This window comes from Frigoribacterium sp. VKM Ac-2530 (assembly GCF_015350835.1).
In the GTDB taxonomy this organism is placed as follows: domain Bacteria; phylum Actinomycetota; class Actinomycetes; order Actinomycetales; family Microbacteriaceae; genus Frigoribacterium.
On record NZ_JADKSE010000002.1, the window covers coordinates 1,183,248 to 1,206,563 of the forward strand.

At 63.1% G+C, this 23,316-nt stretch carries 23 protein-coding genes and 1 pseudogene; 13 read left to right on the forward strand and 11 right to left on the reverse strand.

Annotated features, from left to right (window positions below; genetic code table 11):
- Position 1 precedes the first annotated feature (1 nt).
- The 7 genes and pseudogenes from ITJ48_RS14545 (at position 2) to dnaB (ending at position 6,966) form a co-directional block, all read left to right on the forward strand.
- Entirely contained in the window at positions 2-1,432 is a 1,431-nt protein-coding gene (locus ITJ48_RS14545; protein WP_194614182.1) for a CCA tRNA nucleotidyltransferase, read from the forward strand.
- Between the two features lie 16 nt (positions 1,433-1,448).
- On the forward strand, positions 1,449-2,855 hold the full coding sequence (locus tag ITJ48_RS14550) for a sugar ABC transporter substrate-binding protein (protein ID WP_194614183.1): 1,407 nt from the start codon (positions 1,449-1,451) through the stop codon (positions 2,853-2,855).
- A gap of 203 nt (positions 2,856-3,058) precedes the next feature.
- Positions 3,059-3,421: pseudogene (gene rpsF, locus ITJ48_RS14555) on the forward strand (30S ribosomal protein S6); the annotation flags it as partial.
- A 93-nt stretch (positions 3,422-3,514) separates the two neighbouring features.
- Positions 3,515-4,090, forward strand: a complete 576-nt coding sequence (locus ITJ48_RS14560) for a single-stranded DNA-binding protein (RefSeq protein ID WP_192040481.1) — start codon at positions 3,515-3,517, stop codon at positions 4,088-4,090.
- Between the two features lie 51 nt (positions 4,091-4,141).
- Positions 4,142-4,402, forward strand: coding sequence for a 30S ribosomal protein S18 (gene rpsR, locus ITJ48_RS14565; RefSeq protein ID WP_055964231.1), 261 nt, complete (start codon positions 4,142-4,144; stop codon positions 4,400-4,402).
- Positions 4,403-4,430: 28 nt separating this feature from the next.
- Positions 4,431-4,883, forward strand: coding sequence for a 50S ribosomal protein L9 (rplI, locus tag ITJ48_RS14570; RefSeq protein ID WP_194614185.1), 453 nt, complete (start codon positions 4,431-4,433; stop codon positions 4,881-4,883).
- A 679-nt stretch (positions 4,884-5,562) separates the two neighbouring features.
- Positions 5,563-6,966 carry a replicative DNA helicase gene (dnaB, locus tag ITJ48_RS14575; RefSeq protein WP_194614186.1) on the forward strand — a complete coding sequence of 468 codons (1,404 nt, stop codon included), beginning with the start codon at positions 5,563-5,565 and terminating at the stop codon, positions 6,964-6,966.
- A 1,016-nt stretch (positions 6,967-7,982) separates the two neighbouring features.
- Here the strand turns inward: dnaB and ITJ48_RS14580 are convergent.
- The 3 genes from ITJ48_RS14580 to ITJ48_RS14590 all read right to left on the reverse strand — a co-directional run bounded on the left by ITJ48_RS14580 (position 7,983) and on the right by ITJ48_RS14590 (position 10,159).
- Positions 7,983-9,029, reverse strand: a complete 1,047-nt coding sequence (locus tag ITJ48_RS14580) for a hypothetical protein (protein ID WP_194614187.1) — start codon at positions 9,027-9,029, stop codon at positions 7,983-7,985.
- 178 nt (positions 9,030-9,207) lie between these two features.
- Positions 9,208-9,525 carry a hypothetical protein gene (locus ITJ48_RS14585; protein WP_194614188.1) on the reverse strand — a complete coding sequence of 106 codons (318 nt, stop codon included), beginning with the start codon at positions 9,523-9,525 and terminating at the stop codon, positions 9,208-9,210.
- Positions 9,526-9,754: 229 nt separating this feature from the next.
- The gene (locus tag ITJ48_RS14590; protein WP_194614189.1) at positions 9,755-10,159 is read right to left on the reverse strand and encodes a hypothetical protein; all 405 of its coding nucleotides are present in this window, start codon (positions 10,157-10,159) and stop codon (positions 9,755-9,757) included.
- Positions 10,160-10,491: 332 nt separating this feature from the next.
- Between ITJ48_RS14590 and ITJ48_RS14595 the strand changes: the two genes are divergently transcribed.
- The gene (locus ITJ48_RS14595; RefSeq protein WP_194614512.1) at positions 10,492-10,989 is read left to right on the forward strand and encodes a recombinase family protein; all 498 of its coding nucleotides are present in this window, start codon (positions 10,492-10,494) and stop codon (positions 10,987-10,989) included.
- 137 nt (positions 10,990-11,126) lie between these two features.
- Here the strand turns inward: ITJ48_RS14595 and ITJ48_RS14600 are convergent, their stop codons facing one another.
- The 4 genes from ITJ48_RS14600 to ITJ48_RS14615 all read right to left on the reverse strand — a co-directional run bounded on the left by ITJ48_RS14600 (position 11,127) and on the right by ITJ48_RS14615 (position 14,303).
- A complete protein-coding gene (locus tag ITJ48_RS14600) occupies positions 11,127-11,624 on the reverse strand; it encodes a CarD family transcriptional regulator (protein ID WP_194614190.1) in 498 nt (165 codons plus the stop codon).
- 4 nt (positions 11,625-11,628) lie between these two features.
- Positions 11,629-11,967, reverse strand: a complete 339-nt coding sequence (locus ITJ48_RS14605) for an Lsr2 family protein (RefSeq protein ID WP_194614191.1) — start codon at positions 11,965-11,967, stop codon at positions 11,629-11,631.
- Between the two features lie 97 nt (positions 11,968-12,064).
- On the reverse strand, positions 12,065-13,021 hold the full coding sequence (locus tag ITJ48_RS14610) for a hypothetical protein (RefSeq protein ID WP_194614192.1): 957 nt from the start codon (positions 13,019-13,021) through the stop codon (positions 12,065-12,067).
- A gap of 343 nt (positions 13,022-13,364) precedes the next feature.
- Complete coding sequence (locus tag ITJ48_RS14615; RefSeq protein ID WP_194614193.1) at positions 13,365-14,303, reverse strand: abortive infection family protein; 939 nt, start codon at positions 14,301-14,303, stop codon at positions 13,365-13,367.
- 271 nt (positions 14,304-14,574) lie between these two features.
- On the opposite strand from ITJ48_RS14615, the gene ITJ48_RS14620 reads away from it, so the two are divergent.
- Positions 14,575-15,015, forward strand: a complete 441-nt coding sequence (locus ITJ48_RS14620; protein ID WP_194614194.1) for a hypothetical protein — start codon at positions 14,575-14,577, stop codon at positions 15,013-15,015.
- A 31-nt stretch (positions 15,016-15,046) separates the two neighbouring features.
- A complete protein-coding gene (locus ITJ48_RS14625) occupies positions 15,047-15,523 on the forward strand; it encodes a hypothetical protein (RefSeq protein WP_194614195.1) in 477 nt (158 codons plus the stop codon).
- 87 nt (positions 15,524-15,610) lie between these two features.
- Here ITJ48_RS14625 and ITJ48_RS14630 read toward each other — a convergent pair whose 3' ends face one another.
- Both ITJ48_RS14630 and ITJ48_RS14635 read right to left on the reverse strand, forming a co-directional pair.
- Positions 15,611-16,360, reverse strand: a complete 750-nt coding sequence (locus ITJ48_RS14630; RefSeq protein WP_194614196.1) for a hypothetical protein — start codon at positions 16,358-16,360, stop codon at positions 15,611-15,613.
- A gap of 82 nt (positions 16,361-16,442) precedes the next feature.
- The gene (locus ITJ48_RS14635; protein ID WP_194614197.1) at positions 16,443-16,979 is read right to left on the reverse strand and encodes a hypothetical protein; all 537 of its coding nucleotides are present in this window, start codon (positions 16,977-16,979) and stop codon (positions 16,443-16,445) included.
- Positions 16,980-17,423: 444 nt separating this feature from the next.
- Here ITJ48_RS14635 and ITJ48_RS14640 point away from each other — a divergent pair, with 444 nt between their 5' ends.
- A complete protein-coding gene (locus ITJ48_RS14640; protein ID WP_370544945.1) occupies positions 17,424-18,368 on the forward strand; it encodes a hypothetical protein in 945 nt (314 codons plus the stop codon).
- Positions 18,369-18,679: 311 nt separating this feature from the next.
- Positions 18,680-19,837 carry a DUF2357 domain-containing protein gene (locus tag ITJ48_RS14645; RefSeq protein WP_194614199.1) on the forward strand — a complete coding sequence of 386 codons (1,158 nt, stop codon included), beginning with the start codon at positions 18,680-18,682 and terminating at the stop codon, positions 19,835-19,837.
- On the opposite strand, the gene ITJ48_RS14650 is transcribed toward ITJ48_RS14645, so the two are convergent.
- Both ITJ48_RS14650 and ITJ48_RS14655 read right to left on the reverse strand, forming a co-directional pair.
- Positions 19,834-21,120 (reverse strand): AAA family ATPase, encoded by a 1,287-nt coding sequence (locus ITJ48_RS14650; protein WP_194614200.1) that lies wholly within the window; start codon positions 21,118-21,120, stop codon positions 19,834-19,836. The two genes, ITJ48_RS14645 and ITJ48_RS14650, sit on opposite strands and share 4 nt — an antisense overlap.
- 495 nt (positions 21,121-21,615) lie before the next feature.
- Positions 21,616-22,497: a site-specific DNA-methyltransferase gene (locus tag ITJ48_RS14655; protein WP_194614201.1), complete on the reverse strand. Its 882-nt coding sequence runs from the start codon at positions 22,495-22,497 to the stop codon at positions 21,616-21,618.
- Between the two features lie 434 nt (positions 22,498-22,931).
- Between ITJ48_RS14655 and ITJ48_RS14660 the strand changes: the two genes are divergently transcribed.
- Entirely contained in the window at positions 22,932-23,267 is a 336-nt protein-coding gene (locus ITJ48_RS14660; RefSeq protein ID WP_194614202.1) for a hypothetical protein, read from the forward strand.
- The last annotated feature ends 49 nt before the right edge of the window (positions 23,268-23,316 follow it).

The following is a 23,316-nucleotide window of genomic DNA, read 5'->3' on the forward strand; positions in this document are numbered from 1 at the left end:
CATGGACACCGTCGCCTCCGCAGTCGAGCGACTGGACCGACTGGCCGCCGCTCCCCGCATCGAGAAGCTCGCCGCCGCGTTCGCCGCAGCCGGCCACGAGCTCGCCCTCGTCGGCGGCCCCGTCCGCGACGCGTTCCTCGGACGCCGGGTCAACGACCTCGACTTCACCACCGACGCCTCCCCCGACGAGATCCTCGAGATCGTCGTGCCCCTCGCGGAGGCGCACTGGGACGTCGGCCGCGAGTTCGGCACCATCGCCGCCCGCGTCGACGGCGAGGTCGTCGAGATCACGACGTACCGCAGCGACGTCTACGACGGCGAGACCCGCAAGCCCGTCGTCGAGTTCGGAGACACCCTCGAGGGCGACCTCGTCCGGCGCGACTTCACCGTCAACGCGATGGCGCTGCGACTGCCCGAGCGGGTCCTCGTCGACCCGTCGGGCGGCGTGGAGGACCTGCTGGCCGGTCGTCTCGCGACGCCGGGCAGCGCCGTCGACTCGTTCCGCGACGACCCGCTCCGCATGATGCGCGCCGCGCGGTTCGTCGCGCAGCTCGGCTTCTCGGTGTCGGACGAGGTGCGCGAGGCGATCTCGGCCCGCGCCTCCACTCTGTCGATCGTCTCGGTCGAGCGCGTCGCCGACGAGCTCTCGAAGCTGCTCCGCACCGACACGCCCCGCGACGGCATCCGGCTGATGGTCGACACGGGCCTCGCCGACCACGTCCTGCCCGAGCTCGCGGCGATGCGCCTCGAGATCGACGAGCACCACCACCACAAGGACGTCTACGAGCACAGCCTCACGGTGCTCGACCAGGCCATCGGCTACGAGCGCGAGCGCCACCCGGGCGAGGCGCCCGACCTGACCCTGCGGCTCGCCGCGCTGCTGCACGACTGCGGCAAGCCCGACACCCGCAGGCTCGAGCCGGGCGGCGTCGTGACGTTCCACCACCACGACGTCGTCGGGTCCAAGCTCGCCCGGAAGCGCCTGCGCGCCCTCCGGTTCGACAACGACACGACCAAGGCCGTGTCGCGCCTGATCGAGCTGCACCTCCGCTTCTTCGGGTACACCGAGGGCGCCTGGACCGACTCGGCGGTGCGCCGCTACGTCCGCGACGCCGGCGACGAGCTCGAGCGCCTGCACATGCTGACCCGCGCCGACGTGACGACGCGCAACGCGCGCAAGGCCGACCGGCTCGGCTTCGCCTACGACGACCTCGAGGCCCGCATCGCCGACCTGCGCGAGCGCGAGGCGCTCGACTCGCTCCGTCCCGACCTCGACGGCGACGACATCCAGCGCGTGCTCGGCATCTCCCCCGGCCGCGAGGTCGGCGAGGCTTACCGGTTCCTGCTCGAGCTGCGCACCGAGGAGGGGCCCCTCGGCAGCGAGGTCGCGACCGACCGGCTGCTGGCCTGGTGGGCGGCGCGCGCCTCCTAGGCCGTACTGTCGGGTCGTGCGCACCCGACCCAGCTCCGTCACGATCGCCGCCGCCGTCTGCGTCGTCGTGGTCGCCGGCTCCGCGGCGGGCATCGCCGCCTACGGCGCCTCCCACTCGTCCGAGGGCGCGACCGCGTCGCCCGGCCGCGACGGTCGGACGACCGTCACCGTGCGGCTCTGGGACGAGGGCGTCGCCGCCGGCTACGAGAAGTCGTTCGCGACCTTCGAGCGCGACAACCCGACGATCGACGTGGACGTCGAGGTGGTGCCGTACGCCGAGTACGCCGCCGACCTCGAGTCGGACGTCGACGACGGCACCGCCCCCGACGTCTACTGGCTGAACAGCGCCGGCTACGCCGACCAGGCCGAGGCGGGCGACCTGCTCGACGTCGACCGGGTGCTCGGCGCCTCGGCGCACCGGGCCTGGAGCCCCGAGGTCACCGAGCAGTACACGCTCGACGGCCGGCTCTGGGGCGTGCCCCAGCTCAGCGACGGCGGCGTGGCGCTCTACTACAACGCCGACCTGCTCGCCGCGGCGGGCATCGACCCCGCGGCGCTCGACGAGCTGACCTGGGCGCCCGGCGGCGGCGAGGGCGACACCCTGCTGCCGGTGCTCGAGCAGCTGACCCGCGACGCTCAGGGCCGCACCGCCGCCGACCCCGCCTTCGACGGCACGCCGGTGCAGTACGGCTACAACGCCGGCGAGGACCTGCAGGCGATCTGGCTCGACTACCTCGGGTCGAACGGGGCGAGCCTCGAGGACGCGACGGGCACCTCCTTCGAGCTGGACACGCCGGAGGCGCAGGCCGCGTTCCGGTACGTGGTCGACCTGGTGCAGCAGCACCGGGTCGCTCCCCCGGCGTCGCTCACCAACGCCGACCCGGACTACAGCCGCGACCAGTTCACCTCCGGCCACATGGCCCTCTTCCAGTCGGGCCTGTACAGCCTGGCGCCGGTCGCGGCCGGGTCCGACTTCACCTGGGGGGTCGCGCGGATGCCCGCCGGCCCCGAGGGCCGCGTCAGCGTCTCTAACGGCATCGTCGCGGCCGGCAACGCCCACACGCCCCACCTCGACGCCACGGCACGGGTGCTCGCCTGGCTCGGCTCGACCGACGGCTCCCGCTACATCGGCGCCGACGGGGCGGCCGTGCCGGCGGTGCTCGGCGCCCAGGCCGCCTACTACGAGCACTGGTCGGACCAGGGCGTCGACGTGGCGCCGTTCTTCGACGTCGTCTCGTCGGGGCGCTCGATCCCGGCCCCGACCGGCATCTGGGGCGACGCCGAGCCGGTCGTCGACCCGGTGCTCGACGAGATGTTCCTCGGCACGACGACGGTCGAGGAGGCGCTGGCCAGGGCCCAGGAGCTGGCGACGGCCACGCTCGAGGACGACCCCGGCGAGGGCGGGCGCGGGACGCCTCGCTGATCGGTCGCCTCGTTGATCGGGCGCCGGGCTGCCCGGGCGCCGGGCTGATCGTCGTGCGCTGGTCGCCGACCCGGCATTGTGCGGGGCGGGGCGACCGGCTACGCTGGGAAGGTTGCGTCTGCCCCCGGGCGGGCGCGACGTCATGAACACCCTCCTGCTGCAGAACGTCTGTAGCCGCGAAGTCCGAAGGAGGTGGGTTAGTCATGCACCAGTACGAACTGATGGTCATCCTGGACCCCGAGATCGATGAGCGCACCGTCGCCCCGAGCTTGGACAAGTTCCTCAACGTCATCCGCAACGACGGCGGCACGATCGACAACATCGACATCTGGGGTCGTCGTCGTCTCGCCTACGAGATCAAGAAGAAGACCGAGGGCATCTACGCCGTCGTCAACATGACCTCGAACTCGGCCGCCACGGTCGAGCTCGACCGTCAGCTGGGTCTCTCCGAGGCCGTGCTCCGCACCAAGGTGCTGCGCGCCGAGGAGGCCATCGCGATGGTCGCCGAGGCCAAGAAGCTCTCGGACGAGAAGGCTGCCCGCAAGGCCGCCAAGGCTCCCGCCGCTGCTCCGGCCGCCGCTGCTGCACCGGCCTCCGCCGGTGCCGCGACGCCTGCCGGCTCCGCGACGCCCGCCGCACCGAAGGCTGCCGAGTAGCCGATGGCAGGCGAGACCGTCATCACAGTGGTGGGCAACCTCACCAGTGACCCCGAGCTGCGCTACACGCAGAACGGGCTCGCGGTCGCGAACTTCACCATCGCGTCGACCCCCCGCACGTTGGACCGCGCGTCCAACGAGTGGAAGGACGGCGAGGCGCTCTTCCTCCGTGCCAGCGTCTGGCGCGAGTTCGCCGAGCACGTGGCGTCGTCGCTGACGAAGGGCTCGCGCGTCATCGTGCAGGGCCGTCTGAAGCAGCGCAGCTACGAGACGAAAGAGGGCGAGAAGCGCACCAGCTTCGAGCTCGACGTCGACGAGATCGGCCCCTCGCTCCGCTACGCGACCGCTCAGGTCACGCGTGCGGCCTCGTCCCGCGAAGGCGGCGGCGGCGGTGGCTCCTTCGGGGGCAACCGCGGCGGCGGCCAGCAGGGCCAGGTCGGCGGCGGCCAGCAGTCCGAGCCGTGGGGCCAGTCCGCACCGGCTCAGGGCGGCGGCCAGCAGGGCGGCGGTTCCCAGGGCGGCGACGTCTGGAACACGCCCGGCGGCGGCGGCACCTACAACGACGAGACGCCTTTCTAGGCCTCGTCGCACCTCACTTCTTCTTCATCTGAACTCGAAAGCAGAAAAACAATGGCTGGAAAGAGCAGCGGCGACCGCCGCAAGCCCCTCCGCGGCAAGGGCGGCAAGAACGCCGCTCCCGCGAAGGCGATCCGCGTCGGCGTCATCGACTACAAGGACGTCGCGACCCTCCGCAAGTTCATCTCGGAGCGTGGCAAGATCCGCGCCCGTCGCATCACCGGCGTCTCCGTCCAGGAGCAGCGCCTCATCGCCCGTGCCGTGAAGAACGCCCGCGAGATGGCGCTCCTCCCCTACGCCGGCTCCGGCCGCTGATCAGCGGCGAACGGAAGAGAGAGCAACCATGTCCAAAGTGATCCTCACGCACGAGGTCTCCGGCCTCGGCTCGGCCGGTGACGTCGTCGACGTCAAGAACGGCTACGCCCGCAACTACCTCGTCCCCCAGGGCTTCGCCGTGGCGTGGTCGCGTGGTGGCGAGAAGCAGGTCGAGCAGATCCGCACCGCCCGCACGACCCGCGAGCTCAAGACCATCGAGGAGGCGCACGACCTCAAGGCCCGCCTCGAGGCCCAGAAGATCCGCCTCACGGTCAAGACCGGTGCCGACGGCCGCCTGTTCGGCTCCGTCCGTCCCGGCGACGTCGCGGACGCGGTCAACGCCCAGGGCGTCGCGACCATCGACAAGCGCAAGGTCGAGATCCCGACCGCGATCAAGCTCGTGGGCGACCACGAGGCGACCCTGCGCCTGCGCGAGGACGTCGTCGCCACGATCACCCTCACGGTGGTCAGCGCGAAGTAGTCCCGCGCTGCGTCAGCAGCCAGCACCACCGCAGCACAGCAGAGCGGCGGCCCCTCCGGGGGTCGCCGCTCTTCTGCGTCCCCGGGGGGATGCGGTCGGGGTTGCGGATGCTCGTCTGCTGCCTTCGAACCGCGTTCCGTTCAAAGAACCACAGTGCAACGGGGTTCTTTGAACGGAACGCGGTTCGGTGCCCGCAGAAGGCGGTCTGGGGGCTGCAGAGGGGTCCGCAGGAGGCGGGGAACAGCCCCCGAACAGGGGGTTACGTCAAGCTGAACGCGACCTGCGCTCGTACCGGGTGCTGCGCCTCCTTGTCAACTTCTCTGTGCACAGCCAGAAGTCAAATCGGGACTCTCAACCCACGGTTCAAGGAACTTTCTACACACAGGCTGCGCGAAAATAAAGCCCAGGTCAGAGGCGCCTAGTCGGTGTGAAGTATCTGTTTGTCCACAGGACGATCCACAGTTGTCAACAAGCACCCCCGGCGTTTCTCACCGGTTCTCCCCAGAGTTATCCACAGGTGCATTTGCTGTGGAGAACTAGGTGTCCATAAGGTGTACCGCGCTCGCCAGACGGGGGTCGCGGTGGCTCGGCACGGGGATGTCGGTCGCTCGCTGTAGAACCGTCCTGGACGACGTCCGTCGCCGTCCGGCACGCACCCGAACACCCTGCAGGAGGTCCCATGTCGATCGCTCACCTCGGTATCGCGAGCGGCACCTCCGACGACACCGGTCGGCAGCAGCGCAGCGACCGCGGCGGCATGGGCACGGGCATGGACCGGGTGCCCCCGCACGACCTGCTGGCCGAGCAGAGCACCATCGGCGGCATGCTGCTGAGCAAGGACGCGGTGGCCGACGTCATCGAGACCGTCCGCGGCATGGACTTCTACGTGCCGAAGCACGAGGTCATCTACGACGCGATCCTCGGCCTGTACTCGCACGGCGAGCCCACCGACGTCATCACGGTCAGCGACGAGCTGATGAAGTCGGGCGACCTGTCGAGGGCAGGAGGCGCGGAGTACCTCCACACGCTCACCGGCGTCGTGCCCACGGCCGCCAACGCCGGCTACTACGCGTCGATCGTCGCCGAGAAGGCGGTGCTGCGGCGCCTCGTCGAGGCCGGCACCCGCATCGTGCAGATGGGCTACGCGAGCGAGGGCGAGGTCGTCGACCTGGTCAACAACGCGCAGGCCGAGGTCTACAACGTCGCCGGGGGAGTCCAGACCGAGGACTACGTGCCCCTGAACGAGGCCGTGACGGTCGCGATCGACGAGATCGAGGCGGCCAAGGGCCGTGACGGGCAGATGACGGGCGTGCCCACCGGTTTCGCACAGCTCGACGCCCTGACCAACGGGTTCCACCCCGGCCAGCTGATCATCGTGGCCGCGCGACCGGCGCTCGGAAAGTCGACGCTGGCGCTCGACCTCGCGCGGGCGGCGTCGATCAAGCACGGCCAGGCCTCGGTCTTCTTCTCGCTCGAGATGGGGCGCAGCGAGATCGCGATGCGCCTGATGTCGGCCGAGTCGAGCGTGCCGCTGCAGAACATGCGCAAGGGCACCGTCGACGCGCGCGACTGGACCAATATCGCGCAGGTGCGCGGTCGCATCAACGACGCGCCCCTCTTCATCGACGACTCGCCCAACATGACGCTGGTCGAGATCCGGGCGAAGTGCCGTCGGCTGAAGCAGCAGCACAACCTCAAGCTCGTGGTGATCGACTACCTGCAGCTGATGACCTCGGGCAAGCGTGTCGAGAGCCGTCAGCAGGAGGTCTCGGAGTTCTCGCGTGCGCTCAAGCTCATGGCAAAAGAGTTGCAGGTGCCGGTGATCGCGCTGTCGCAGCTGAACCGTGGCCCCGAGCAGCGTGCCGACAAGAAGCCCGCCATCAGCGACCTGCGTGAGTCGGGCTCGCTCGAGCAGGACGCCGACATGGTCATCCTGCTGCACCGCGAGTCCGCCTACGAGAAGGACAACCCGCGCCAGGGCGAGGCCGACTTCATCGTCGCCAAGCACCGCAACGGCCCGACGGACACGATCACCGTGGCCTTCCACGGCATGTTCTCGCGGTTCGTGGACATGCCCAGCTAGTCACGGTTCCTGTCGTCTGCGAACTAGTTTGTCGAAATGCAGCCTAGATCGTCGCTTTTGACGAAGAGTGACAATCTCATCTGCAGTTGAGTGAGCAGAATATTGAATCTGCGGCATCCAACTAAGGGTCGTTCATTGGGGCACCCCAAATAGTCCGCGCGGCGATTGCTTGTGTGATCGACGAGGGATTGGTCTACAACGTCCATGGCTTCGGCGCGTACGTCGGTTCCCGCGATATCTTCTCCAAAGCTCCGACGCTTAGTTCGGAGACGGGCCCGCCGAAGCCGTCGCGATCGGGTGGGCTTACGAGCAGGGAGGGGCCGGCTAGGGTCGGGCTTCGCCCGAGGCCGTGCGTACCATCACCGTGACAAGTGACGTTCCCCGAGTCGGCCTCGACCGGTGTCGCCGACGCCGTCCCGCGCAAGTGTCGTTCGGGCGACCCCTGTCCGGATCACCGTTGATCTATCACCCCAGGCCTACCGTGGGCTCATCGACTACGCCGCCAGCTTGGCGGTGACAAAGGGGCGGTTCGCTCGCGTACATGTCATCCATGCTCTTGTCGCTGAACTCATCGCCGACGAAGACCTCGAAGCCATCGGTGGCGCCAGCGTCCGTGCGCAGCTGGACGACTACCTACTCCATAACTCAGTAAATACGTGAATCTATGCTTGCGAGGGGCGTCGTGCTTCCACCCGGGGAAGCGTCACCGCCCCATCAGTTTCAACCGGACGGCGCTCGAGCGCTTGGTAGACCGTCGCGCGTCCGACGCTCAACAGCTCCACCAGCTCGGCGACCGTGTGGTCGCCGGCCCGGTGCGCGCCCCCAGCGACCGCGACGACGTCACGACGCCATTCCAATGGAAAATGTTTTGGGTAGTTGACCTTTTTTGGAGAACCCAAATCCTCATAGCGGAGGATTCGACTAAACCGGCAGTATTCCGTCGCCGAGCCACAGATCTTGGCCGCAAGGAGGCAAATTAGCCGACCGGCAGCTCTGATACAGAACTATCACCGTTCCTAATTTGCTGGAGTACGTCGCACGAAGCCGAGCAAACTGCGAAGTGCCTCGCGGTTGGTTGCCAAGCTGTCTACGTCCGAGGTAAGGCTCTGATCTCCGAGAACGCTCTCGGCAGTCCGATCCAGACTGATTGCAAGCAGGTGATCCGCAACGACTGACGTATGCCTTCGGTTGAGTACAGTAGCTCGTTGATGGAGAAGATGTACCTCCTTCTCGACGACCGCAGGATTCATTCCTGCGAGGGTTAGTTCAAGTTCGAGGGCCATGGCGAGGCCAGTTCGGAGAAGCGTCACGCGCGCGGCCGATTGGGTGGCATAGTCGCCAACCGTTTCATCTGAACCAGAGTCCCTATTGTCCATATATTGGATCATTCTGAGATGCTGAAGTGCAAGAGTGCACGTCGCGAGGATATCGCCGTCGTCCATATCTACTTGCCCAGCGAGGACATACCGCAGGTTTAGAGCTGCGAATAGGTCACAGATTGCCTCGGTTCGTACGTCGTGGCGGTCGAAGGCAGAGAGAAGAACAGTTTCCAGGCCAAGGGAAGAAAGTGGTAACCGTGGGGAATCTGCAGATCTCACTGGCCTGCCGCGGCGCACTTGAATTGCCTGTAAGTCGGCCTCGTAACTAGCTTCAACCTCAGTATTCAGGCCGATCTTCGCACGTTCTCTCGCGACGTCAAGCACTTCATGGAAAAAGTCGTCGTAGAGCACGCGCAAGTCGGGATACTCAAGCACTAGATGCATGACCTCGTGTCCGACCGCAAACGCTTCTTGCACCACCGACCTGCGGCTGCGTTCCAACAACTGTTCTTCTGTCTCTAGTAAGGCCGCCTCGCGTTCCTCGACCGAACATGCCATGCCAGACAAGACAATTAGTGCAGCTGCGGAGCGATCCCGATCAGCGATGTGCAATTGTTGCGCGCGCAGTTTAAACAAGTACGAGTCAACGACATTGGTTGGGGCATCACAAAGTTCAAGTCGTGTGAGTCGGTTAAAAATTTGGCCAATGTACTGGTCGAAGACGATGTGGTTCCCTGATTTCATGAGGAAAGTAGCAGGCTGGGCACCAGGGGAATGAACGACGTGCACCACTGGGGTACCGCCGCGTTCGTCGAGGCCTAGAATCGTTGAGTATGTCGACGCCCACTGCCTGTATTGGTTTGCAAGTGGGGGCATAACCCGATCGAAACAGTCCGCACCGTACATGGTGCGGACAAACTCGTCATTCACCGTCGCGAGGTTTTTTCGGTACCTGCTTGTGGACCGCTTCCAGTATTCTTTCGACTTCTGTGGGTGTGTAGCCCGAGAGCTGCGTCCCATCGATCACTACGCTGTACGATTTCCGCGACTGCGCGCGATTTCGGAGCCACGTTTCGAAGAAGGCGAACGTCGGGCCGCTAAGCAGTAGGACCGTCTGGGCAACCGTTTCTCCATCAAACGGTCGAGCCACGACTACTTCTTCGTTGCTTCCTGACACGGTCAGGAGGTCAGCGAGATCGGCGGCGTCTTGCTCTGGCACGCGCACTGCGATACTTGTCATGTCCTCATTTTGTCAGGTTTTGACGACTGGCGGGTCTGCCCCGGACTGGTGGGCATTTGATTTGTGAAGATTGGCTTGCCCCCGTTCGCTGCCCGCGGCAGAGGGGCTCCGACTCTTCTTGGCCGATTCGAGGAAGGCCGGAGTGGTCCAAGCTGCGTGAGGTCGTGGGCTTCCTTCTCGGGCCGACGTGTGGCATGCCGCTTTAAGCGGAGGCATTTCTAGTGCATGGTTACGCACTACGTATGAGGGCCAGGGCTTCCTTTGCCTCCTTCGTCAGCTGGAACCAGAAGGTGCCGTCAGCGTGACGAATTTCAATGACAGTCTCTTTTCCAAGTGGGGTACGCGTCCTCATCTGCCCGAGTGCGGCCCCGGAGACGTTCAGCGCGTCCTGGAGATCCGTATAGCCCGCGAGCCCGCCACGCTTGTCGAGCTCGCGGAGCAGACGCGCGAGCCCGGGTGGGGCGTTCTGAATCTTGACCGCCAGTACGTTCGACTCGATCCCCAAGGTTGTCTCGATCGCATCGAGACGATCTGCCAACTGCATTGCCTTTGACGCGATGGAGCGCAGCTCGCTGGAGGTTTCTGAGATGCCGGCCAAGGCCCGGCTTGCTTCACTGGAAGAGTAATTTTGCATAGCTCCAGGGTAGAGCAAGCTAAAAGCTCTGTCTAGAGAAAGCCGAGAAAAAGACTTGACATGAATTCTGGGCTGCAACGAGTTGCATCGTCCGACTGTTCCATGGTCAACTGCCTGCCTCAATGAGCTGTTGTGGGGCATACCCCAGCGCAACGGATGTCCTCGGGCGCGGCGCGCATGGCGTTGGAGCGTGTTTCGTTCCTCCTGCCACAGGCTTGTGTCAGGGTCTAGGGATTGTGCAGCACCAATCACAGGCCGTTGCATACGTCCGGGTGAGCTCGGTCGATCTGAACCTTGGCCGGTAGCTCGACGCTGTCGGGGACGTCGACAGGATTTTTGAGGACAAGGTCCCGGGTGGGGCAAGAGCGGATATGGTCGCCTTCCCGGATTGCATCCGGTACGTCCGCGAGGGCGACGTCGTGAGGGTCGCGTTGGTGGACCGCTTAGCCCGGTCGTTGGGGGATCTTCGGGAGATCGTGGACGAGATTACTGGCAAGGGCGCCTCGGTCGTCTTCGTGAAGGAGCAGCAGAACTACAGCCGGGACACGGATGACGCGATCGGCCAACTGATGCTGAACCTTCCGGGAGCATTCGCCGAGTTCGAGCGGACCCTGATTCGTAAGCGGCAGCGGGAAGGCATCGGCTTGCGCAGGCGGGTGGCAAGTACGAGGGCCGCGCTCAGAAGCTCACCGCTGAGCAGCTGGTCGACGCGCCCATCGAATAAGTCGGGGGTGCCGAAGGCGAAGGTGGCCCGGGATCTGCAGGTTGATCGGACCACCCTGTACCGCGAGCTTGCTCGAGGTCCTGTGGAGGCGCCGCCGGGGGAGTGAGGCACCCCACCCGTTCCAGGGCGTGGGGCGTCTCGTTCTCGGGGTCTGGGAAAGCGGACGGGAACACGAGGCATCCCCCGCCCTTGCCGCTTAATCAGAACACGTCGGCCTACCGGGGCAGTGGTAAGCGTGCCCTTCTACTGGGTGGCCGCCTGCAGGGCCTCGAGGAGCCGGGTGTCGGCGTCTTCGGTCGTGGTGTTCTGGGCGAGGGCGAGCTCTGAGACAAGGATCTGTCGGGCACGGGAGAGCATGCTTTTCTCGCCCGCGGAAATTCCCTTGTCTTGCTCTCGCCGCCAGACATCCCGAACGACTTCGGTGACTTTGTAGACGTCACCGCTGATCATCTTGACTTGGTTGTCCTTGAACCGCCGCGACCAGTTAGCTGCCTCTTCGACCTCACCTGCCTGGAGTAGGGCGTAGACCTTGTCGACGCCGGCCTGGTCGATGACGTCTCGCACCCCGAGGTCTGTTGATTTGTCGATCGCGGCCTGAATGATCAGGTCGCTGCTATGGACCCGGAGGGTCATGTACTTGGTCGGGGTGCCCTTGATGTCCCGGGTGGTTAGGCCCGTGATCGTGACGGCACCGTGGTGGGGATAGACCAGCGTCGTCCCCACCTCGTAGCTTGCAGGCACCGATTTAATGGGCAGCGTTGTAAGCGTTACGCACCGCAGCAGAGATCCGGCCACGGCTCGAGACGGTTAGACCGTTCTTGCCGGCCCAGTCGCGGATCATCTGCAGCTCCGCAGGGTCCGACTTCGTCCCCGAGGTACGGGCTGTGCTCTTTCGCCCGCTGACCTTCCGACCGGCGGCGATGTAAGGGGCAAGGGCCTTGGTGAATTCGTCGATGTGGGCCTGGCTTAGGTCGATGTCGTACGAGAGTCCCTCAAGCGCGAACGTGACGGTCTTGCCTTCACCGTCTGTGAGAACCGTCCCGTCGAGGTCGTCAACAAGTTGAATAAAGGTCTTCTGTGCCATTTGCATCTCCAAGGATCGACTGGTTCCTACCTTATTGGCTTTTTCCCTTACGCCGATCCGGATTCTAATGAGATCATCTATGTCCTTCTTGCCGTTCCTAGCGGTACGGCGCAGAGCTGTTAAGAATCAACGTCTGTCCGTAACCGTGAGAATCGAGTAACTGCCTGAGGGCTTTTTCGGCGCTCTCGCTGGATCTAGTTGGTCCAATTCGAACAGATCTCAGTGGCAATCTTCCGACTCGACTTGGCAATAGGAAATTTCGTTGCTGCTCTAGTTCCGTGGCCGAGGTGCCGTTGGCCGCGGCGACCTCGATGTAGGGCGTGATCCCAAATCGTGTTGGTCTGTAGAGAACGAATTTCCACCACGGATGTACCGTCCAGGTCATCCGGACCTCGCACTCATCCTGAAATCCTGCGTTCTTGAAGAGAACGCTGGGGTCAATGTCGGTGAAATAGTCACCGATGAAAGGCACAGTAGTTGTCCCGCGTACAGGCTTGCGAAGTTCCGGCACAATGCGCTTTAGCTCGTCCATGGCCCAGGGGCTGTCGTCCGTGAGATACCTGACGGCTCCCCAATCGCCGCCCCATGTGGAGGGTTCATCCGGGTCCTCGCCTGGGATTGGATCTCCTTCGTCGGTGTAGTCGAGAATGTCGCGGACCCAGCCGGGCGGTGGGTTCGGATGTTCTGCGGCGTCATTCTGCATGACGGGAACTAGTCCCACCGAAGCATCGAACTCAAGCGCGTATTCGGCCTCCGTGGCCTGTCCGTAACTGCGCCAGAGCGTTAGGGCATCACCCTTCGTTGATGCAGACAGAAGGAAGATTCTGTCGGGTTCGCCCTCGCTCAGAACCCCCAAGAGGCGCAGCTGCCGGATTTGCCAGTCCTCGAGCGGAGGCCAATGTGATGCTGCGGCAGCTTGCAGCGCGCGCTTGCCCGTTCTGATTTCATCAGAATCGTTCATGAACGCAGCTGAGCCTGCCCTCAGCTTGTTCTGGCTCAGAATTCCTAGAAGCCCGGCCGCCGTCGTGTAGTGCCAAGCCTGATTAAGTGCCACGTTGACATCTTGACATGCGAATGGAGGGACGGCCGGTTGCCAGTGGCCATGACGCGAACACACCCCTGGCAATCAAGGTGAGTGCCGTGGGTTGCGGACCGAATTGTCGGTTGCGCGACAGCATGCGCCTATGACTTCAGCGAGTCCTGGTCGGTATCGCGATCGTATGATCATGCAGGTCCGCCGGGGAATCGCCGACGCCCTGGCTTGGACGACAGGATGGCACGGGCCTAATGGTTTCGACTCGATTGGCCACCGCCTCCTCGCCTGGCTCGACGACAGCTGGTGCTTAATCCGGCCATCTGGGAGAACAAGATTATGAGCCGGCTACCGCCGCACCCCGTCAAACGGGCCGCTTGAGTCGACCAGAGTCGATTCGATCCTGCCAAGTGTCAAGGATGAATTCAGCGACAGTGACGGTTGCATTCAGCGCCAGCCTGGCATGGCGAGCCAGGGCAGCACTTCGTTCAGACTGGCCATGATCAATACCAAGTTCATTTCGCAGTTCGGCAAGTGTTCCAACCGTCGTGACTAGAGTGCGCAAGATTTTCTGCGAGGCCTCGCTTCCACGCGCGGAACCAGGGACCGATTCCGCGCTCAATGCAAGGAGATCGGCGACCTTTCTGTACAGCTGCGGCACGTCATCAGCCCTCGGGTACTCGACCGAACTTTGGTCCAGGACGATCTTGAACAAGCTCTCTAGCAGGCTCTTACACGAGGAGATCGTGGCAGCGGGATCGGTAGCAAGCCCGTTGCGAATACGGGTGAGGTGCTCGTGCAGGACGACTGGATCAGTCAGAGGTCGCGCCTCAAGCCGAAGGTCGGGCGAGGACCCGTGAAAAGCGTCGATTCGTTGCCAGCCGTAGACGGCATGCCCGCTGATCCAGTCTTTCGCGTAGAGCGCGAAACCATCAGCCCGTAGCATCTCGTTGAAATTGGCGAGGAGTTCGGCCACCTCGGCTTCGTCAGGGCGGACTACTGGATGAAGCATCTCTGTGAGCACCCTAAGGAACTCGTCATCGTCGGCGTACAGCAGGTTGAAGCGCGAATCAGTGAAGATCCAGCCGGAACCATAATCATAGTTCCGGACCTGATGTTGATAAATATCGTCACGAGCGTTTGAATACCTGGAGTCCGTGCTTGGCATTTGCATGAGATCGTAGATCCGGGCCAAAAAGTCAGGCTCGTCAAGACGTCCAGCCCACGGCACTCCGGAAAGCGCGATCGAGTCAGCTACCTTCTGGCGGGTGACCAGGGAAATTCGATGTCGAGATGTCGCCATACGACAGATGGTATTGGTCAACCATTGAGTGCGATAGAGCCCAGGTCCCAACTGGAGCCGAGCCGAGCCGGGCCACAAACGATCGTTCCTGACTGAGCCAAAGGGAATTGTTTTCCGGGCTATTGGACGCGACGACTCGCCCCCTTCAGTGTCCCCCGGGGTCAGGGGCCCCAAGACTGGGCACATTCGTGATTAGGCATAGACATCTTGTAGAAGTCGTGGCTCAATAGTTCTACACCGAACATAGACGCATCACAGACGGGACAAGATCATGATCGCCACCCTTACCATCACTGGGAAACTTGACGAGCTCACCGAGGCCGCCGCCATGCTCAACGGCCACTTCGCCCAGGTGCACACCAGCGTTGAGCCCGCCGAGTTCGGTGGCTGGTCCGTCGAGGCGATGCGCACTCTTTTGCGCCGCCTCGCACCGAAGCAGCTCGCCCTCGTCCAGCTCGTGAGCACCCGGGGCGGCTACGCCGCCGATGAAGAGGTACGTGCTCAACTCGGCAACGAGAGCGGCGGCATGAAAGGCCTGACCGGGCCCATCTCGAAGCACATCAAAGCCCTCGTCGACGCCGGCACCGTTTCGCCCGACGCGTCTTTCCTTATCAAGACCGAACGCGACCCAGAGAACCGCAGCAGCGCGGCCGGCTTCATGATGCCCCCCGCGCTGGCACCGATCGTCATTGCCGCCCTTGAGAACGTCTAACCCTCAACGCCACGAAGAGATCGCGACCGACATGACGACCACCGCCATCAGTACCACCCTCGACCGCACCGGCCACGACAAATGGCTCATCTACTGCCCTGACATCGCGCCCAGCACGCTGCTCCACTTGAACATCCAGGGCACGAGCTACGCCCTCCGCGACTTCACTGGTACCCTCATCGGCGCGCCGCACCACAGCGGTGATGGACAGTCCTTCAAGGCTATGGATGAGCACGGAGCACCCATCACCCTCACGGCTGAGTTCCGACACAAGATCCCGTTCGAGTGGCACATCGCCGTCCTCGACCTCGGCGTTGCTCTCGCGAACACGCGTCGGTGGCGCGAGTTCATCACCCGCCAGAACGACCGACTTGGCATCGGTCAGCAGGCTACGACTTCAGGGGTTGCAGGCCCCGTTCAGTTCCAGTCGACTGGCCGACCGGCCGCGGCATCGTGTCCGATTTGCTTCCTCGAGTTCGCAGGCGACGGCTCATGCGGCTGCAACTGACACAGCTGGGCCAAGATGCCGCAACTTGGGGTGCAGCCGACTTATGGCCGAGTGATGGCCTAAGCGGTACATCCAGCTTTCTGCCGCTCAGCGAGTCTGGCGGAGCAGAGCTTGCCAAGCTGTATTAAAGTCCGCTGTCCGGTCGGTTCCGTGTGCTCTTGACGATCGCAGCTGGGAGACCGTGACAACGGTGCCGTTCGTGTGCTGCTTGAACGACCCGTGCTCGCGGATGTCCTCCGGGGTCCATTCTCGTGCCGCGACGACCTGCCCGGCCTCGTTGTCGATGACCAGAAACGCGCACAGGTCGAAGTCGAACGACCGGATCGGAGAGAACACGGCGCCGCTGGCCATGCCAGGCCGCACTAGTCGAACTTTCACCTGCACCTTGCGACCATCGGCAGCGGCGAGGTCATACGACTTTTCCGAGTTCGGAGCAAGCAGCCCGTCGTAGACCATCGCGGCGCAGAACTCGGCCAGGTCTCCAATGGGTGCGTTGTTCGTGCGAACAAGATGTCGGGCGCGAAGCTCGGCAAGAACGTTCGTGTAGGTGTCGAGTAGTTCCCCGACTGTCAGTTGCGCGAGGGGCGTTTCGTCTTCCCCAGCGCCGTCGTCAAGGCCGGTCGGTGCAGGCGCGACGCTTCCTTCCATCGAGATCGACCCTGCGGGGCTCTTCGAGAACCTCGCCGTAAGAATCGCGACTTGCTCACCGGTCAAAGCCCACGGTTGCCCCGCTTCAGCCGGGTGCCGCCAGCCCTGCGTCCGCATCCACTCGCGAACCTGCTTGGGGTCGGCGCCTATCTGCGCAGCTAGTTCGGCGACTGACAGATGCTCGCTCATGAGCAAACGATAGCTGCCCGAAGCTAGAACAAGCTTCGGCGGTTGCCAGCCCTACACCAGCCGCCACGGTCAGCTACTGGCGCTACTCCTCCGTAGTGATTTGCAGCCAGCGCTTCGCCCGCTCCACCGAGCGGAACGAGTAGAGCACGCGGGCGTCACCCTGCTTGCCGTCCGGGAGGCGGGAAGCAGTACGGGTGGCGAGGGGCCACTCGGCGGGGTAGCCATTGCGAGGGTTTGAGATGTACCGACCGAAGCCTGACCAGACTTTCGGCATCTGCACCGGGTCGATGCCGGTTTCGGCTGCGAGATCGTCGTTACCAACCCACACGCGCTCGCCTTCTTCCATCGTCTTCCTGGCGATGACGGTCATTGCAGCTGCGGCGTTGTGCGCCGATCGCAGAGTGTCAGAGGCAAGGCGCCTAAGGAGCTCGTCCGCCCAGACGGCATCCTGTCCAACGAAGTCCTCGTGCGCGGGAGCGTGCCGTTCATGCTCGTCTGCCGTGACGGACTTCGGAGCGCCGAGGGAGACGAGGTACTCCATGAGGGCAGGGACGTGCTGGGTGGGAACGGGAAGGTACGTGTATCCGGTCGGGGCGCCGGCATCGATGGGGTTCGACATATGGGGGGGAGTCCTTTCTGGACGGGTCAACTCGCTGATCGTGACAGATTTGACGTCAACTTTCAAGGCCTTTACGCTCCTTGCTGGCACGGGGGTCGCTTGATTGCCGGTTGCTCCTGGGTAACGTCAGCATCGGCGCGTGACTCGGAGAGTGACCCGGAGCACCGATCGCATTGCGCGTGCGGAGAGGCATCTCGTTCAGTGCGAACCGGTACATGAAAGTGGAGGTAGAGAGTTCAAGTCTTTTCGGGTCCACCCCGTGGGCCAGGAGTTCAACTTGTTAGAACACCACCCTTACGTTGAGCCCCTGCGCTGCGCAGGGGCCCTTCAAGTTCTAGGACGGGGCTGCCGGTCGCGTAAGTGATCCATGTCGACCCCTTGCTGGGCACGCGGGTTGCTCAGGCGCGAGGGAAACTCGGGTCGGTATATCGCTAATGTTGCGAGATGGAAGTCCACGCTCTCGGTCCGCAGCGACGGGGCGACTCAAGACTTCTCCGCCGCATTCGAGCCCATCAGTCTTGGTACAGGCTTGAAGCCTTGGGTCTGTCTTCGTGGGGTGCCACTGCTCCTCCGAACGTGAGTGAGTACGGCAGCATTCTCGCTACGGAAGCTGCTGCCGAAGGGGCAAATTTCACGTCAACTGTGGCCTTTGAGGCCTACAAGCTTCGTCGAAAGGGTGGCTGGGGCGTCGAGCCCTACCGATGCGAGCGCTATCTCACGTCGAGTCAGACCCTCACCATCAACTTTTTTGCCCCGCTTGCAGCTGACCTGCCTTGGTTGAGCCGCTTCCTTGACGCACTCGGTCTAGCTGCGGGAGGTGCAGCGCAGGCCCTCGAGCTCGAGTACCAGCCTGCTTTTCGCCGGGCAGAGCATCTTGACCGCACCTTGGCGGACGCATTCGTTCAGACCTCAACCGGCGGGGTCGTCTTCGAAACAAAACTGGCAGACCAATTCAGTCGACGATGGAGCACCGTCGTTGGCAACCCTTTCTACGAGCAGGTGAACCGCGAGTTGCAACTCTGGAACTCGCCACGGTCCACTTTCGACACGACAGCAAAAGACCAGTTGGCTCGAGTGCACGCGCTCGGAGCCCTTGCTGCTGGAGCACCACCTCCCATCGTTGTCATCCACCATCCCTTAGACGACGTAGGAGCGCTTAACGCTGAGGGATACAGAGAGGTCCTGCAGGACCCATCCCTGCTCACCGTCATGGATCTCGCGTCGGCTCTTCAGCGAATGGGTGAGACTGCAACCACCAAGCCCCAACGAGAGATGGTCCAGGATTTGAGACGTAGGTACACCGCCCACGAGCTCAGCGAAGAGGCCTTCGGGGCCCTCGAATCCCTGCGTCTTAGACGGCGTCCCCACGTACCCGTGGCAGCGCCATGACCGCGAATACACGACGGAGCCAAGGCGCTTCATCAAGGCATGACCCCATTATTCGGGTCCTTGCTGGTCGATTTGAGGTCTTACTTGGCGATGAGCCTCAGATTGTCCCCGCCACGCAAGTAGTCATCTCTGTCGCCGGAGCACAAAGCAGAAATGTCACGCTGGACGGGCGAGCTGTGCGCCTCTCATCGGGACAGGCGGGCGTCCTAGCGCTCGACCTCGTGCGTTCAACGGGGTTTCACCATCTCGTCGTAGACACTCGCAGCTACTGGTTCGGCACGGAAGACGCAAAACTTGGTCTAGCAGGCGTCGTGGCCATGCTCGAAGAACTCAACAACACGGGAACTGGGTGGACCGGGCAAGCGATGTTCTCCAGCGGCGCCGGCATGCGGGACCCGCACGTCAGTTATGGATGGCTGGACCAATGGGCAGACGAAGCATTACGAGCCGTCGCGGCAGTCATCGAAACTCCCCGGGCAACATTAACCACCAGCCAAATGCTCCGCCGCCGAGGCGGAGCTGGCGTACTTCTTGCACCGACCATTCGCTTACTTCGATCCGACCCCCAGCGCTATCTCGTGCCACGCCCAAGCGGCGTCATCAAGGTGAATGACACCCGCTACGACCCCCTTCGAGTCGTCGCACGACGGAGAGATTTCACCCTGGACACCATCGCCAACAGGAGAGCCCTAGCTATCCTCGGTTGGATCGAGCAACTGTGCAAGGACGTCCTAGCCAACCGTGCAAGTGCAGACGCCGTGGCTCGGGCGCGACTGTGGTCGAACACGACTCGCGCCCTACTTCGCCGGCCTTTATCGCAGACACTGGGCGCGCAGACTCTTGGCGCAGAAGTACGGCAGCCAGAGGAAATTACCCACCCCCCATACCGACTGACGTTCCAAATCGCGCGAGACCTATCAGAACGTTTTGGCTGGAGCGCCAGCCTTCAACCTCAGTCGCGCCTGAGCTACGTCGAGCAATCTGACGTCATCTACCAGGCCTATGTTGCCTCACGGTTGGCCAAAGAATTCGGCATGCGGCAAACCTCCGATGTCCTTGGGGCAGCCCAGCCGGCGTTCTCTGGCGATCAATTCGACCTGTACTACGACACAAAACCTCCACCCGACGTGCTGCGCTCGTGGCGTCACTACAGCGACCGAGCAGACGAGTCGCGGCCAGATGTGCTGCTGCACGAACGATCAACCGGAGCGATCGCGCTTCTCGATGCGAAGTATCGGCGAGCCAGGGATGGGGGCGCCTCGGAGGACTCGCGGAAAGACATGAGCGCCTACATGGGCTTGTACGGACTGGCCCAGGTGACCATCTTGTTCCCCGGCGAGTACGCCCACGTGACGGAGGTCTCAGGTCGAGGACAGCGCATCGTCGAAGCAGCCATCGCGCCGGCGATCAACAACCTCGACGATGTCGTATCGGCCATTCTCGGAACGCTCGCGCAACCCACGTTCTAGAGCAAGGAGATCAGTTCATCTGACGGTCCGTCCATCATGCGGTCCATGAGGCGATCGATTTCATCAGCATTCGGCAAGCTGGCGTAGGCGGTCCGGAAATCTTCCACATCGCTGAACGTTCCGCGTACCTGATGAATGAGCTTGTCGGCCACCGAATGGCCTAAAGCCTCTTGCTCCGCGAATTCGTCCCGGGGAGCGAGGGCGATATTGAGTACGACGTCACGCAGGAGCCCCATCGTGAACCACGACCGTCCTGCGGCCGTTTCAAGCACCGATGACGTGACTTGAGTGAGAGCTGCACGCACGCCGTCGCTCAGGTCGTCAATTGAGTCGACCGTTCCGAGGTTGTGGAGACGAAGTCCGTCGAATTGGGCGGCAGCGGCACGGTCAGATCGCAGCTGAATTCGGTTCCGTTCCGCGACGATGAGATCGGTAGCGAGGGACGCGACCGCATTGTCGGGGTCCTCGTCGTACCGATCGCCAAGCACGTTGGGCATGGTGATGATCGTCGAACGCCGCTTAGTGGGGGAGCTGACGCGGGTTCGTGTCTCAGGTTCATCGCGGTACGAGTTGCACGTGGCAATGATGAACGTGTCGATCGGGAGTTGTGCCTCTTCGCCCGCGGGAAGTCGAATCAAGCGCTCTTGGTCTTGAGTCGCGACCAAGACAGACGAGAGGTAGGTCTCGATGGCGGCGAGGTTAAATTCCTCGAGAATCACCACCCGTGCTTCGAGAGGGTCGTCAGTTTTGAGAACGGCACGTGTGAAGTCCCTGTACTCCGGTGAACCATCTAGTCGCTCATAACCGATGAATTCGGCTTCGTCGAAGTCAGATCGGATCGGCACTACCAGGGGCGCTTCCAAGTCCAACGTCGACTCCATAGCCCTGCCCAGAAGGTTGGCAAACAATGACTTTCCCGTGCCGGGCTGACCCACGAGAACTACAAGGTCGCCGCGCATCCAGGCGACTAGGACGCGGCGAACCAATCCGGGCGGCAGCACGTAGCCGGCCTCAACAATTTGAGTCGACAGGCTCGAAATAAGTTCATCCAGGGAAAGGGTGACTACTGGTGCTGGGGGCAGTGACCCGAGCAGTTCGTAAGTGCCTTCTGTGACGGGGCTGGCTAAGAATGCTTCGGTTCGATAATCCGCAGGGATTTCTGACTTGTAGATGGTCCCCAAAAGGTCACCTCGAGCGGGCTTAAACTCGGCAACGAACCACGAAACGAGCATGTCGATGGGTTCAGTGGCATCCGCCACCACGGCCGGATCGAGAGCGTCCACGTCAACATTGCGTCCAAACCAGAGAGCCAGATCCACTATCCGGACGGGGTGATCTTCTCGATCGCGCAGCTCGGCTCCAGCGCGAGCAGTCAAAGACCACGTATCCCTTCCCTGTCCTCGCGGGGTTGCGTTCTGGACAAAGACGGCACCCTGGTTTGTGAGATGGTTCCGCTGCCGCTGAAGGCCGCCGCCTGGATACTTCGCTGTTTGCCAACTTGGACCCGCTGCCGATCGGGACCATGGCGCATAGAACGGACGATCTGCCTCGGGTGGGCGAGGGAGCTCGAAGAAATCTCGGAGCAGCTCGCTCTCTTCCGTCGAGCCGAACGGCACTGCCCTTTGCGTGGGGTCAGTTCCGATTCTGGAACCTGCGCGCAAGAGGGCAGGCAGCGAAACAACCGCGAGCGGGTGCGCACCGTCCAGTGCAGCCACAGCAGCAAGGACAAGTTGGGGAGGAGCAAATCTCACACACTGAGAGTAGCCGTGTCCTAGGGATTACTTCGGGTCCGTCTGCTTCGCCATGTTGTCGGCAATGAGGCCACAGAAGGACGGATTCAGCTCGACACCGACTGATGATCGGCCCATCTCCTCGGCGACGTACATTGTGGTTCCTCCGCCCACGAATGGATCCAGCACTGTTCCGCCCTCAGGGCATCCTGCAGCGATGCACCGTTCCACGAGTTTGCGGGGATACGGCGCATAGTGGGTGCCTCGCGCAAGGGACTTCCTGTCCGGTTCGATGAACCACACATCTTCCTCGCCCGCCAGTCCTTCTCGATTGAAGTAGTAGCGAGGGCTTTTCGAGAAGAGGAAGACGTGCTCGTACTTCCGCCACGGCCGGTCCTTGCTCGTTGGCTCGGGAATGGCACTGTTCCGAACCCAAATGATGGAGCTTCGGAGAGTCCAACCATCCGCCTGCATGGCGAGAGCGACCCGCCACGGAATGCCGATGAGTGACTTGCGAGGAAGGCCAAGCCCAGGTCCATCGACAGCGCGAAGGCCAGGGAGACGACGACTCCGGTGCTTGTTGTCCTGACCATGGGGCTTGCCCTTGGCGCTGTAAAAGGTGTCTCCCAAGTTAAGAAAGACAGTTCCGTCAGCTGTCAGGGCCGGCTTAATCGCGGCGAAAGCCTCAACGAGGTTGTTGACGAATCCGTCGATCGTTGATTCGAGACCAAACTGCCCGTTTACCTCATAGTCGCGTTGCCAGTAGTAGGGCGGTGAGGTGACAACGCTGTTGACCGACTCGGGCGCCAAGTCGCGAACCGCCTCACGGCAGTCACCGAGCAGCAGTTGCCAGGTTGTGTCGTCGCGGCCAGTGCCCCCTGCAAAGAGGTGGCTGTCAGAGTTGTCGAGAGAAGTAGGTGCGATCGTCACAGTGCTGAAACCATCGCATAGGGGACTGACATGCGATCAGTGTAAGAGATCTCCGACGGCAATGCCAACCCCGAACACGGAGTGTCGATAGAGCGGCCGGCGGGCCGTCTGCTCGGGGCCGGTACGGTTGGTACGTGTCGGAGCCTGAAACGGAGCCAAGCCTGCGTGGCCTCGCCAAGTTTCTTGTCGGGCCAGCAGAGATTGCTGAACGACTAGGTGTGGAAGCCAACACCATCAACGTCTGGAAAGTTCGGCACCCCAAATTTCCTCAGCCGGTCCGGCGCCTCAGATCTGGCGACGTTTGGGACGTGCGCGAAATTCGATCTTGGGCTGAACACACCGGCCGTGCATTCCGGGATTAAGGCTTTACGACCACAGTCGTGCGCTGCGCCCACCCAACAGGCAACGACGGACGCTTTACGTACGCTCCCGGTGTGGGAGTCAAGAGGTCAGGTGAAGCGGCGGCGAAAATTCTGCGCCGACCGATCCCGACCCACCCGTTTGCAGTGCCGCCGATCCCCGGCACGTTCGGTGTGTGGCAGGTCCGCCGGGACCGTGCCGCGCCCCTCGGGTATGTACTTTCCCGGCACGAACTGGGCGGCATCGTCTACCACTGCTACGCCCACGGGCGAGACGATGGCGGCGGTCGCCCGTGGCTGCGTCGAGAGAGCAGCCTGAACAGCGCGGTCGCGTGGATGATTCAGCACGAGCGTGAGCTGTCGGCCCTGACTGGCCGGCTGCACCCCGAGCTGGACGAGTGGCCGTCGTGACCAGGGAATGCGCCCGGGCGTCAGCTGGTTCGGCAGGCACCACCCAAGG